Annotated in this window: 9 protein-coding genes and 5 tRNA genes; all 14 read left to right on the forward strand. The window is 52.2% G+C overall.

Annotated elements, in window-relative coordinates; genetic code table 11:
* Nucleotides 1-60: 60 nt before the first annotated feature.
* The 14 genes from ACAW74_RS13470 (at nt 61) to rpoC (ending at nt 13,593) form a co-directional block, all read left to right on the forward strand.
* Nucleotides 61-143, forward strand: a tRNA-Tyr gene (locus ACAW74_RS13470).
* Nucleotides 144-234: 91 nt separating this feature from the next.
* Nucleotides 235-307, forward strand: a tRNA-Gly gene (locus ACAW74_RS13475).
* A 19-nt stretch (nt 308-326) separates the two neighbouring features.
* Nucleotides 327-396: transfer RNA gene (locus ACAW74_RS13480), tRNA-Gln, on the forward strand.
* A gap of 11 nt (nt 397-407) precedes the next feature.
* A tRNA-Thr gene (locus ACAW74_RS13485) sits at nt 408-479 on the forward strand.
* A gap of 119 nt (nt 480-598) precedes the next feature.
* Nucleotides 599-1,786: an elongation factor Tu gene (tuf, locus tag ACAW74_RS13490; RefSeq protein ID WP_370698735.1), complete on the forward strand. Its 1,188-nt coding sequence runs from the start codon at nt 599-601 to the stop codon at nt 1,784-1,786.
* A 101-nt stretch (nt 1,787-1,887) separates the two neighbouring features.
* Nucleotides 1,888-1,961, forward strand: a tRNA-Trp gene (locus ACAW74_RS13495).
* 13 nt (nt 1,962-1,974) lie between these two features.
* Nucleotides 1,975-2,166 carry a preprotein translocase subunit SecE gene (gene secE, locus ACAW74_RS13500; RefSeq protein ID WP_015330199.1) on the forward strand — a complete coding sequence of 64 codons (192 nt, stop codon included), beginning with the start codon at nt 1,975-1,977 and terminating at the stop codon, nt 2,164-2,166.
* 15 nt (nt 2,167-2,181) lie between these two features.
* Complete coding sequence (gene nusG / locus ACAW74_RS13505) at nt 2,182-2,742, forward strand: transcription termination/antitermination protein NusG (RefSeq protein WP_015330200.1); 561 nt, start codon at nt 2,182-2,184, stop codon at nt 2,740-2,742.
* 152 nt (nt 2,743-2,894) lie between these two features.
* Entirely contained in the window at nt 2,895-3,338 is a 444-nt protein-coding gene (rplK, locus tag ACAW74_RS13510; RefSeq protein ID WP_015330201.1) for a 50S ribosomal protein L11, read from the forward strand.
* Nucleotides 3,339-3,367: 29 nt separating this feature from the next.
* Nucleotides 3,368-4,066, forward strand: coding sequence for a 50S ribosomal protein L1 (rplA, locus tag ACAW74_RS13515; protein WP_015330202.1), 699 nt, complete (start codon nt 3,368-3,370; stop codon nt 4,064-4,066).
* Nucleotides 4,067-4,069: 3 nt separating this feature from the next.
* Nucleotides 4,070-4,603, forward strand: coding sequence for a 50S ribosomal protein L10 (gene rplJ / locus ACAW74_RS13520; protein WP_015330203.1), 534 nt, complete (start codon nt 4,070-4,072; stop codon nt 4,601-4,603).
* 57 nt (nt 4,604-4,660) lie between these two features.
* The gene (rplL, locus tag ACAW74_RS13525) at nt 4,661-5,047 is read left to right on the forward strand and encodes a 50S ribosomal protein L7/L12 (RefSeq protein WP_370698736.1); all 387 of its coding nucleotides are present in this window, start codon (nt 4,661-4,663) and stop codon (nt 5,045-5,047) included.
* Nucleotides 5,048-5,267: 220 nt separating this feature from the next.
* Nucleotides 5,268-9,137: a DNA-directed RNA polymerase subunit beta gene (gene rpoB / locus ACAW74_RS13530; RefSeq protein ID WP_370698737.1), complete on the forward strand. Its 3,870-nt coding sequence runs from the start codon at nt 5,268-5,270 to the stop codon at nt 9,135-9,137.
* Nucleotides 9,138-9,246: 109 nt separating this feature from the next.
* Entirely contained in the window at nt 9,247-13,593 is a 4,347-nt protein-coding gene (gene rpoC / locus ACAW74_RS13535) for a DNA-directed RNA polymerase subunit beta' (protein ID WP_370698739.1), read from the forward strand.
* Nucleotides 13,594-13,670: the final 77 nt, after the last annotated feature.

A 13,670-nucleotide genomic window follows, 5' to 3' on the forward strand; every position in this document is an offset into this window, starting at 1 on the left:
TCGTACTTTTGCAACTCCAAACCGGGAAACGGCTAGGAATCGTTCTTTATTGATTGACTTGGGGAGTTTCCAGAGTGGCCAAATGGATCAGACTGTAAATCTGCTGGCGTACGCCTTCGGAGGTTCGAATCCTCCACTCCCCACAAAAAAGTTGTCAGTTTAGAAGTCTTCAGTTTACAGTGAAAACGTTTGTTGGTAACTGTAAACCGAAGACTTCTAAACTGATGAAGTGTTGCGGGAGTAGCTCAGTTGGTAGAGCGATAGCCTTCCAAGCTATAGGTCGCGAGTTCGAACCTCGTCTCCCGCTCAGTGAATTACCAAAGTTTGCCTTCTTAGCTCAGTGGTAGAGCATCCCGCCTGGCGGGAAGGACATCGGTTCTAATCCGATAGAGGGTCACAAAGTAACTGCCTTCTTAGCTCAGTGGTAGAGCACTTCCTTGGTAAGGAAGAGGTCGTCGGTTCAAATCCGATAGAAGGCTCTAAGCTGCCAAATATTGCTCTGTTGGGGTAGCTTTAGAAGGGTGCTTCTTTGGGGGCACCTTTTGCGTAAGGGCAAATCAACTAACACTAACAATAGTTAATCTAAGCGTTTTTAGACATGGCAAAGGAGAATTTTGACCGCTCGAAACCGCACGTCAACATCGGTACGATTGGTCACGTTGACCACGGCAAGACGACGCTGACGGCAGCCATTACGAAAGTACTCGCCGGAAAGGGCCTGGCTGCAATGCGGGACTTCTCGTCGATTGATAATGCCCCTGAGGAAAAAGAGCGTGGTATCACGATCAACACCTCACACGTAGAATATGCAACGGCTAACCGCCACTATGCACACGTTGACTGCCCAGGCCACGCTGACTATGTGAAGAACATGGTAACGGGTGCCGCTCAGATGGACGGTGCCATTCTGGTAGTAGCTGCAACCGACGGTCCCATGCCCCAGACTCGTGAGCACATCCTGCTCGCCCGTCAGGTAGGTGTACCCCAGCTTGTTGTTTTCATGAACAAGGTGGATATGGTTGATGATCCTGAACTCCTCGAACTCGTTGAGATGGAAATCCGCGAGCTGTTGAGCTTCTATAACTTCGACGGCGACAACATTCCTGTTATCCAGGGTTCTGCACTGGGTGGCTTGAATGGCGACGAGAAGTGGGTGAAAACTATCGAAGAATTGATGGACTCGGTAGACTCATTCATTCCCCTGCCTCCGCGTCAGACCGATCTGCCGTTCCTGATGCCGGTGGAAGACGTATTCTCGATCACAGGTCGTGGTACGGTTGCCACGGGTCGTATCGAGCGTGGTGTGATCAACTCAGGTGAGCCGGTTGAAATCCTCGGGATGGGTGCCGAAAACCTGAAGTCAGTTGTAACAGGTGTAGAAATGTTCCGGAAAATTCTGGACCGTGGCGAAGCCGGTGACAACGTAGGTCTGCTGCTCCGTGGTATTGAAAAAACCGATATCCGTCGTGGTATGGTTATTTGCAAGCCCGGCTCAGTAACGCCCCACGCCAAATTTAAGGCTGAGGTGTACGTACTGTCGAAAGAAGAAGGTGGCCGTCACACGCCGTTCTTCAACAAGTACCGTCCGCAGTTCTACTTCCGCACCACGGACGTAACGGGCGAAATCGTACTGCCTGCTGGCGTTGAGATGGTAATGCCTGGTGATAACATCACTATCGAAGTTACCCTGATCAACAAAATCGCTATGGAGAAAGGTCTTCGCTTCGCTATTCGTGAAGGTGGCCGTACCGTAGGTGCCGGTCAGGTAACGGAAATCCTCGACTAATCGATTGAATCATAAACAAGTGCATTTCCGCAAGGGAGTGCACTTGTTTTTTGATAAGAATTTCCGATCTTTGCAGTCCGTTTCGGCGGGGCATACAATACACGGGTGTAGTTCAAGGGTAGAATAGCGGTCTCCAAAACCGTTGATGGGAGTTCGAATCTCTCCACCCGTGCCAATCCTTACATACAATGGACAAGGTGACATCCTTCCTCAAGTTGTCTTGGGAAGAAGTTCAACACAATGTGACTTGGCCGAAATTCAGCGAATTACAGGGCAGTTCGACGCTGGTACTGGTGGCTTCGCTGATTTTCGCGCTTATGGTCGGACTGGTCGACTACGTTTTTGAGAACGTACTCAACCTCTTCTACCAGTCATTTTAATTACCACCATTTAGCATGGGCACTGGCATCAACTGGTACGTCATTCGGGCAGTATCCGGGCAGGAGAAAAAGGTTAAGTCGTATCTCGACAACGAAATCCACCGGCAGAATCTGTCGGAAGTGATTCCGCAGGTATTAATTCCTTCCGAGAAGGTATACGAAATGCGGAATGGCAAAAAACGGATTCGCGAGAAGTCGTTCTTTCCTGGCTATATCCTGATTTCGGCCGACTTGGGCAATGCCCGCGCGCTCGATCTGATTACCAACATGCCGGGGGTAATCGGCTTTTTGGGGAACACTGGTTCGGGGAACTCGAAGATCCCGGTTCCACTGCGCGAAGCCGAAGTGAAACGCATTCTGGGCAAAGTAGAAGAAGAAACCCAGGAGGCAGCTACGCCGACGGTCGCTTACCTGAAAGGTGAGTCGGTGAAGGTAGTCGATGGGCCGTTTAGCGGCTTCATTGGTACCGTTGAAGAGGTGTTTGATGATCGGAAGAAACTGAACGTTGTCGTGAAGATCTTCGGTCGGAGTACCCCTGTTGAATTGAGTTACGCACAAGTTGATAAAGAGAGCTAACAGTCGTTGGTTCTCACGTTTTGCCGCCGAGGCTTCCATTCGAGGCGATAAGACACCACAACAGTCCGCTGGCAGGCGCCGACTCCCCGATTAGGCTATGACACTACTCGAGGCCAACGTACCTGATACGACTGATTAACTAAGTACTAACAATGGCAAAAGAAGTAGCTGGCTACGTTAAGTTGCAGGTAAAGGGTGGCCAAGCCAACCCGTCTCCTCCAATCGGTCCTGCGCTGGGTTCCAAGGGTTTGAATATCATGGAATTCTGCAAGCAGTTCAACGGTCGGACGCAGGACAAGATGGGTATGGTTTTGCCGGTACTCATTACGTACTACAAAGACAAGTCGTTTGACTTCGTCATCAAGACCCCGCCCGCGCCGATTATGTTGCTTGAGGCCGCTAAACTGAAAGGTGGATCGGCACAGCCTAACCGGAACAAAGTAGGTTCGGTGAACTGGGATCAGGTACGTACCATTGCCGAGACTAAAATGCCCGATTTGAACTGCTTTACGGTCGAGTCGGCCATGAAACAGGTTGCGGGTACGGCTCGTAGCATGGGTATCACGGTAACGGGAACGGCCCCTTGGGAGGCGTAGCAAACTTGCCTTAGGCATCTTAACGAATTATGGCAAAGTTGACAAAGAAACAAAAAGAAGCGCAGTCTAAGTACGATGCTACGCAGGTTTACTCGCTTGAGAAAGCGGCTGAAATCCTGAAAGAAATTTCGTACACTAAATTCGACGCTTCTGTAGACATCGACGTTCGCCTGGGTGTTGATCCGCGTAAAGCGGACCAAATGGTTCGGGGGGTAGCAACGCTGCCACACGGCACAGGCAAAACGGTACGGGTTCTGGTTCTCTGCACACCTGACAAGGAAGCAGAGGCCAAAGAAGCCGGAGCAGATTATGTAGGCTTGGACGATTACATCCAGAAAATCGAGCAAGGCTGGACCGACGTTGACGTGATTATCACGATGCCGACGGTGATGGCTAAAGTTGGTCGTCTGGGTCGTGTACTGGGTCCTCGTGGTCTGATGCCGAACCCTAAATCGGGTACGGTTACGTTGGAAGTAGGGAAAGCCGTGACGGAAGTGAAAGCTGGTAAAATCGATTTCAAAGTCGACAAAACCGGCATCATCCACACGAGCATCGGCAAAGTATCATTCACGCCGGAGAAGATCGCTGAGAACGCTCAGGAGATCATCGCCACGCTGCTGCGCCTGAAGCCCTCTTCATCAAAAGGTACTTATGTGCAGACGATCTATCTGTCGAGCACGATGAGTCCGAGTGTTAGCATTGACAAAACTACCGTTGCCGGGCTGTAAACAATGACAAGAGAAGAAAAAGGCGCGATCATCGACGAGCTGAGTCAGAAGTTCCAGTCAATCCCGTATTTCTACATCACCGACGCCTCTGGCATGTCGGTTGCCGAAACCAACGACCTGCGTCGGAAATGTTTCGAGAATGGTATCGAATACGTGGTGGTAAAGAACACCTTGATCAAGAAGGCGCTCGAAACGGTAACAAGCACAGATTATACTCCTTTTGACGGCGAAGTGCTGAAAGGATTCTCAGGCGTGATGTTTCACCCGGAGAATGGTAAAGCAGCCGCTAAGCTCATCAAGGAGTTCCGCAAGACCAACGACAAGCTGAAACTGAAGGGTGCTTCGGTTGACTACAGCGTGTTCGTAGGGGCTGATCAACTCGACACGCTCATCAACCTGAAGAGCCGTACCGAGCTTATCGGCGACATCATTGGCCTCTTGCAATCACCTGCGAAGAATGTGGTTTCGGCCCTTTCGAGCGGTGGCGGCAAACTGGCTGGTATCCTGAAGACGCTGTCGGAGCGCGACGAACAATAAGCCCGACGTTTCATTTTTTCAATCAATCTTGTAACAACTTAATTTTCCAATACGAAAATGGCAGATTTGAAAGCATTCGCTGAGCAGCTTGTTAACCTGACGGTTAAAGAAGTAAACGAGCTGGCTGCTATCCTGAAAGATGAGTATGGCATTGAGCCCGCAGCCGCAGCTCCCGTTATGGTAGCCGGTGGTGGTGCTGGTGCTGGTGATGCCGCTCCTGCTGCTGCAGAAAAAACCTCTTTCGACGTGATTCTGAAAGCTCCCGGCGCCGGTAAACTGGCCGTTGTGAAGCTGGTGAAAGACCTGACGGGTCTGGGCCTGAAAGAGGCAAAAGAACTGGTTGACGGTGCGCCGAAGCCGGTTAAAGAAGGTGTTGCTAAGGACGAAGCCGAAGCACTCCGTAAGCAATTGGAAGAAGCTGGTGCTGAAGTAGAAGTTAAGTAAGCATACAGCCGATCTACCATACTCCAAGCAGAAAAGGCCTGGCAAACTGTCAGGTCTTTTTCTGCTTGGAGACTTTTTATCTACATACGTCGCCCCGTTAAAACTAATTTTTGGCGGGCGGTGTTGCTTTTTTACGCCCTTTTATATACGTTACCAGATTTCGTATTGGAAGGGGGTTTTTTAGTACAGAATCAGTCGCTCAACTAAACGCAGAAGAGCCTTGGCTACAAACGCTAAAAACACCAACACACGCAAGAACTTTGCGACGATTCAGCCTGTAGTTGACTATCCCGACTTTCTGGATATTCAGCTGAAATCATTCCGTGACTTCTTTCAGTTGGACACACCTTCAGACAGCCGTTCGCAGGAAGGGTTGTACAAGGTATTCCAGGAAAATTTCCCAATCTCGGATTCGCGCGAAAATTTCACGCTGGAATTTATTGATTACTCAGTTGATCCGCCGAAATACTCTGTTGATGAGTGTATCGACCGGGGGCTGACCTATTCCGTTCCGCTGAAGGCGAAACTACGGCTGTCGAACAGTGACCCCGACAACGAAGACTTCGAGACCATCGAGCAGGACGTGTTTTTGGGCAACATCCCGTACATGACCGAGAAGGCGTCGTTTGTGATAAACGGAGCCGAGCGGGTCATTGTTTCGCAGTTGCACCGTTCGCCGGGCGTGTTTTTCTCGATGAGCAAACACACTAACGGCACTAAACTGTATTCAGCCCGGATCATTCCATTTAAGGGGTCCTGGATTGAATTCTCGACCGACGTAAACAACGTGATGTATGCGTACATCGACCGGAAAAAGAAATTCCCGGTGACGACGTTGTTGCGGGCTATCGGCTTTGGATCAGATAAAGACATTCTGGATCTGTTTGGGCTGTCGGAAGAGATTAACGCTACCCCCAATACGCTGAAGAAGGCCATTGGTCGTCGGCTGGCGGCACGGGTGCTACGTACCTGGACCGAAGACTTCGTTGATGAAGATACGGGTGAGGTAGTATCGATTAGCCGGAACGAAGTGCTCATGGAGCGCGACTCGGTGATCGGTGCTGATGACATTGATACGATTGTTGAATCGGGCCAGAAATCAATCATCCTGCACAAGGAAGATATGAACGTGGCCGATTACAACATCATTTATAATACGCTCCAGAAGGATAGCTCGAACTCGGAGAAAGAAGCCGTTGAGCAGATCTATCGGCAACTGCGGAACACCGAAGCGCCCGACGAACAGTCGGCACGGGAGGTGATCCAAAGCCTGTTCTTCTCGGATAAACGCTATGACCTGGGTGATGTTGGCCGATATCGGATCAACAAGAAACTCGGTCTGGACGTAGCGATCGACACGAAAGTATTGACGACTGAAGACATTGTCTCAATCGTGAAATACCTCATCGGTCTGATCAACGCCAAAGCGGTTGTCGATGATATTGACCACTTGAGCAACCGTCGGGTACGTACCGTTGGTGAGCAATTGTATGCGCAATTTGGTGTCGGTCTGGCTCGTATGGCCCGGACAATCAAAGAGCGGATGAACGTGCGCGATAACGAAGACTTCAAGCCGGTTGATCTGATCAACGCCCGGACGCTGTCGTCGGTGATTAACTCGTTCTTCGGTACCAATCAGCTGTCGCAGTTTATGGACCAAACCAACCCGTTGGCTGAGGTGACGCACAAGCGTCGGATGTCGGCACTCGGGCCAGGCGGTCTGTCTCGCGAACGGGCTGGTTTCGAGGTACGTGACGTACACTATACGCACTACGGTCGCCTGTGTACGATCGAAACGCCAGAAGGACCGAACATCGGGCTGATCTCATCGCTTTGCGTATACGCCAAAGTGAACAGCATGGGCTTCATCGAAACGCCTTACCGGATTGTTGAAAACGGTAAAGTGCCCGATAAGCCGGTGATGTACCTCACGGCTGAAGAGGAAGATTCACATTACATCGCGCAGGCAAGCTCGGCTGTCGACAATAAAGGCAACTTTAAAGTGGATCGCCTGAAAGCCCGTTTTGAAGGTGACTTCCCGATGTCGGAGCCGACGAGCGTATCGTTCATGGATATTGCCCCTAACCAGATTGTGTCGGTGGCGGCGTCGATGATTCCGTTCCTGGAGCACGATGACGCCAACCGTGCCCTGATGGGATCGAACATGCAACGTCAGGCGGTGCCCCTGCTCCGTCCCGAAGCCCCCATCGTGGGTACGGGTCTGGAAGGCCGGGTTGCCGTTGACTCGCGGGCATTGGTTGTGGCTGAAACGGACGGGGTAATTGACTTTGTTGATTCGACCAAGATCGTTGTTCGGTACAACCTGGATAAAGACACCAGCCTGGTGACGTTTGATGAAGACGTGAAAACGTACAACCTCATCAAATTCCGCCGGACCAACCAGGATACCTGCATCAACCTGAAGCCGATCGTTCTGAAAGGACAGAAGGTGAAAAAAGGGGAAGTGCTCTGCGAAGGGTACGCCACTCAGACGGGCGAACTGGCGCTGGGCCGCAACATGAAGGTTGCCTTCATGCCTTGGCAGGGTTACAACTTCGAGGATGCCATCGTGATTTCGGAGCGCGTTGTGCGCGAAGACATTTTCACGTCGATCCACATTGAAGAGTTTGAACTGGAGGTACGTGACACCAAACGTGGTGAAGAAGAACTGACCTCGGAGATCCCGAACGTTTCGGAAGAAACAGTGCGGAACCTCGATGAGAACGGTATCGTGCGTGTGGGTACGGAGGTGAAGGAAGGTGATATCCTGATCGGCAAGATTACGCCGAAAGGGGAGAGCGATCCGACGCCGGAAGAGAAACTGCTCCGCGCCATTTTTGGCGATAAAGCCGGCGACGTGAAGGATGCTTCGAAAAAGGCACCGCCGTCGTTGAAAGGGGTTGTTATCGACACTAAACTGTTCTCACGTCCCTCGAAAGAAGATCGGGGTAAGCACAAGGAAGAGTTGAAAGTGCTGATGAAGAAGTACAGCCGGGATCTGACGGCCTTCCGTTCGCGGGGGATCGACAAACTGGTTGAACTGCTCGACGGCAAAACCAGTGCTGGCGTGAAACATCGCTTCGGTGATGAGATCATCAGCAAAGGCACGAAGTTCAGCCGGAAGAACATCACCGACAACCTGTTCCCCGACAAAAACCCGTACCGCGACGAAAGCGGTTACGCGGTGCCTGAAGAGGTGAACCTGCTGGGCGATCTGGTACTGGAAAACTGGACCGACGACGCTGAGACGAACGAGTTGCTAGTGCGATTAGTGAAAAACTATAACACGCGCCGCAACGAGATCACGGGTCGCTTCAAACGCGAACGGTTTACCCTTGAAGTGGGTGACGAACTGCCAGCAGGTATCGTGAAACTGGCCAAAGTATATATCGCCAAGAAGCGTAAGCTGAAAGTGGGTGATAAAATGGCTGGTCGCCACGGTAACAAAGGGGTAGTTGCCCGGATCGTGCGGGATGAAGACATGCCGTTCCTGGAAGATGGGACGCCGGTCGACATCGTGCTGAACCCATTGGGTGTACCTTCCCGGATGAACCTCGGGCAGATCTACGAAACGGTATTGGCCTGGGCGGGTCAGAAACTGAACCGCAAATACGCTACGCCGATTTTCGACGGTGCTACCGAGCAGCAGGTTGCCGACGAACTGACGGAAGCCGGGTTGCCTGAATTTGGCCGGACGTACCTGTACAACGGTCTGACGGGCGAGCGCTTCGATCAGAAAGTAACGGTAGGTATCATCTACATGCTGAAACTGGGTCACCTGGTTGATGACAAGATGCACGCCCGTTCGATTGGGCCCTACTCGCTCATTACGCAGCAGCCGCTGGGTGGTAAGGCACAGTTTGGTGGTCAGCGCTTCGGCGAGATGGAAGTGTGGGCGTTGGAGGCCTTTGGGGCGTCGAACATCCTACAGGAAATCCTGACCGTTAAATCCGATGACGTAGTAGGCCGTGCCAAGGCATACGAAGCCATCGTGAAAGGCGAGAACCTGCCGAAACCAAACATCCCGGAATCATTCAACGTACTCGTTCACGAGTTGCGTGGTCTGGCACTGGAAATCACTTTAGAGTAAATAGTTGAAAAGTCCTCAGTCCACTGTTTTCTGTTGCTTCGTTCTGACGTAGCGTAACAGAAGACAGTGGACTGAGGACTGACAACAGAAACAGTTAAATCTCCAACCAATGTCTTTCAAAAAGAACAAGAAGCTCAACAGCGACTTCTCCAGCGTAACGATCAGCCTGGCGTCGCCCGAGTCCATTCTGGAGAGTTCATACGGCGAAGTCACTCAGCCCGAGACGATCAACTACCGGACCTACAAGCCTGAAATGGGCGGGTTGTTCTGCGAGCGGATCTTCGGGCCGGTGAAAGACTGGGAGTGCCACTGCGGTAAGTACAAGCGGATTCGCTATAAAGGCATTATCTGTGATCGCTGCGGTGTGGAAGTAACGGAGAAGAAAGTACGCCGGGAGCGTATGGGCCACATCGAACTGGTGGTGCCCGTAGCGCACATCTGGTATTTCCGTAGCCTTCCCAACAAGATTGGTTACCTGCTCGGGCTGTCTACCAAGAAGCTCGATCAGATCATTTATTACGAGCGGTATGTGGTCGTGCAGGCTGGTATCAAAGCCGCTGATGGCATCAATGAACTCGATTTCCTGACGGAAGACGAGTACCTCGACATCATCGACAAGCTGCCGGCGACCAACCAACACCTCGACGACAAAGACCCGAATAAGTTTATCGCTAAGATGGGTGCCGACGCGCTGGAAATGCTGCTGTCGCGCCTTGAACTGGATTCGCTGTCGTATAACCTCCGCCACGCTGCCGCTACGGATACGTCGCAACAGCGGAAAGCAGAGGCGTTGAAGCGTCTGAAAGTCGTTGAAGCGTTCCGGGAGGCTAACGGTCGGGTTGAAAACCGCCCCGAGTGGATGATCATCCGCATGGTGCCGGTGATTCCGCCCGAACTACGCCCGCTTGTCCCCCTTGATGGTGGCCGGTTTGCTACGTCCGATCTGAATGATCTGTATCGTCGGGTAATCATCCGGAACAACCGTCTGAAGCGCCTGATCGAGATCAAAGCGCCTGAGGTAATTCTGCGGAACGAGAAGCGGATGCTTCAGGAAGCCGTCGATTCACTGTTTGACAACTCACGTAAGGTAAACGCCGTTCGTTCGGAGGGTAACCGTGCGCTGAAGTCACTGTCCGACATGTTGAAGGGTAAGCAGGGTCGTTTCCGGCAAAACCTGCTCGGTAAGCGTGTTGACTACTCGGGTCGTTCGGTCATTGTGGTAGGTCCGGAATTGAAAATGCACGAGTGCGGCCTGCCGAAAGACATGGCTGCCGAGCTGTTCAAACCGTTCATTATCCGTAAGTTGATCGAGCGGGGCATCGTGAAAACGGTGAAATCGGCCAAGAAAATCGTTGACCGGAAAGATCCTGTTATCTGGGACATTCTGGAAAACGTGCTGAAAGGTCACCCTGTACTCCTCAACCGGGCGCCGACCCTGCACCGTCTGGGTATTCAGGCGTTCCAGCCGAAGCTGATCGAGGGTAAAGCTATTCAATTGCACCCGCTGGTAACAACAGCCTTCAACGCTGACTTTGACGGTGACCAGATGGCTGTTCACGTGCCACTGGGTCAGGAAGCCGTACTGGAAGCGTCGCTGCTGATGCTGGCTTCGCACAACATCCTGAACCCTGCCAACGGCGCGCCGATCACGGTACCCTCGCAGGACATGGTGTTGGGCCTATATTACGTAACGAAAGGCCGTAAGGCGACCGAAGAATACCCCGTGGGTGGTGAAGGCATGACCTTCTACGGCCCCGAAGAGGTAGTTATCGCGGTCAACGAAGGCAAACTGTCGAAGCACGCCAACATCAAGTGCCGGGTGAATGTCCGCAACGAGTTGGGCGAGCTGGAGTCGAAAGTCATCGAGACCGTAGCCGGTCGGGTGCTTTTCAACCAGCACGTACCTGAAGAAGTAGGCTTCATCAACGAACTGTTGACGAAGAAGAAACTCCAGCAGATCATTGCTCTGATCTTCAAAATCGCGGGTGTGGCCAAAACGGCGGCATTCCTTGATGATATCAAAGAACTCGGTTTCCAGATGGCCTTCCGGGGCGGTCTGTCGATCGGTCTGAGCGATGTGAAGATTCCGGATGCCAAGCAGGAACTGGTCGACGAGGCCAAGCAAGCCGTGCAAGGCGTATGGGACAACTACCTGATGGGTCTCATCACGGAAAACGAACGGTATAACCAGGTCATCGACATCTGGACGCGCGTAAACTCACGCGTGACCGAAACGCTGATGAAACAGTTGGAGGCCGATCAGCAGGGCTTCAACTCCATCTACATGATGATGCACTCGGGAGCGCGTGGTTCGCGGGAGCAGATTCGTCAGTTGGGTGGTATGCGGGGTCTGATGGCCAAGCCACAGAAAAACCTGCAAGGGTCAGTCGGCGAGATTATCGAAAACCCGATTCTGTCGAACTTCAAAGAAGGCCTCGACGTATTGGAGTACTTTATCTCGACGCACGGTGCCCGGAAAGGTCTGGCTGATACCGCCTTGAAAACGGCCGATGCCGGTTACCTGACGCGTCGTCTGCACGACGTAGCCCAGGACGTAATCGTCAGTGAGAATGACTGTGGTACGTTGCGTGGTATTCAGATTCAGGCCCTCAAGGACAACGAAGATATCGTTGAACCGCTGTCGGAACGGATTCTGGGACGTACCTCGGTACACGATATCTACGATCCGCTGAAGAAAAACGAAGAAGGCGAACCGTTGCTGCTGGTTGGTGCCGGTGAGTTGATCACGGAAGAAATTGCCGCTGAGATCGACGAAACGAGCATCGAGATGGTTGAAATCCGGTCGGTGCTGACGTGTGAGGCGAAAGTAGGTGTATGTGCCAAGTGCTACGGCCGCAACCTGGCAACAGGTCGGATGGTCGACATCGGTGAAGCTGTGGGTGTAATTGCCTCGCAGTCGATCGGTGAGCCGGGTACACAGCTGACGCTCCGTACGTTCCACGTAGGTGGTACGGCGTCGAACATTGCCGTTGATGCCGCCTTGAAGGCGAAATTCGACGGGATGATTCAGTTCGAAGAAATGCGGACGGTTGAGTCGCAGGATAACGAAGGCAATCCCCAGACGGTCGTAATGGGTCGTTCGGGTGAAATCAAAATCGTTTCGCCGACTGATCCGAACCTGGTGTTCATCAGCAACAACGTACCGTATGGCGCGTTCCTGCGGGTGAAAGAGGGCGATATGGTGAAAAAAGGCGACGAACTGTGCGCCTGGGATCCGTACAACGCCGTGATTCTGTCAGAACTGACCGGTTCAATTTCGTTTGACGCTATCGAGGAAGGTATCACCTACCGCGAAGAGTTTGACGAACAGACTGGCTTCCAGGAGATGGTTATCATCGAAACCCGTGACAAGGCGAAGAACCCGGCCATTGTGGTGAACGGCACGACTACCCTGCTGGACGACACGACGGAGAAAGGTTATAACCTACCCGTAGGCTCACGTCTGGTTGTGAAGAGTGGTCAGTCGATCATCGCTGGTCAGCCACTGGCGAAGATTCCGCGTAACGTGGGTAAAACCCGCGATATTACGGGTGGTCTGCCGCGTGTAACGGAACTGTTCGAAGCCCGTAACCCGTCGAACCCGGCGGTCGTATCGGAGATCGATGGTATCGTATCATACGGCGCTATTAAACGTGGTAACCGCGAGATCTTCATCGAATCGAAAGACGGCACGCGGAAGAAGTATCTGGTGCCTCTGTCGAAGTTTATCCTTGTACAGGAAAATGACTTCGTACGGGCTGGTGCGCCGCTGTCGGATGGTGCCATTACGCCAAGCGACATTCTGGCGATTAAAGGCCCAACGGCTGTGCAGGAATACCTCGTGAACGAGATTCAGGAAGTATACCGTCTGCAAGGGGTGAAAATTAACGATAAGCACATCGAGTCGATTGTTCGGCAGATGATGCAGAAAGTTGAGATCACCGATTCAGGCGATACCAACTTCCTCGAAAATCAGGTTGTCGACAAATGGTTGTTCCGTCAGGAAAACGACAAGATGATGGATGCGAAAGTGGTAACTGATGCTGGTGATTCAGAAAGCCTGAAACCCGGTCAGATCATTTCAGCCCGTCGCCTGCGTGACGAGAACTCAAGCCTGAAACGTCGCGACATGAAGATCGCAACGGTGCGGGATGCCATGGCAGCCGTATCACAGCCGATTCTGCAAGGTATTACGCAGGCATCGCTGGGTACCGACAGCTTCATCTCGGCGGCTTCATTCCAGGAAACGACGAAAGTGTTGAGCGAAGCCTCGATTCGTGGCAAGCAGGACAACCTCGAAGGCCTGAAAGAGAACGTAATCGTAGGTCACCTGATCCCGGCCGGTACGGGGGTACGTCGTTACCAGAGTGCCATTGTCGGTTCGCAGGAAGAACTCGAAACGATCACCGAATCGCGCGAGCAATTCACCAAAAGCAAAAAACGCCAGACGGTATAAATCGTTAGCGTAACGCAATAGAAAAGGCCAGTCTGCTGTCAGACTGGCCTTTTTATTTATACTCTAGGTACGTCCGT

The sequence above is a fragment of the Fibrella musci genome (assembly GCF_041321105.1).
GTDB classification, from domain to species: Bacteria; Bacteroidota; Bacteroidia; order Cytophagales; family Spirosomataceae; genus Fibrella; species Fibrella musci.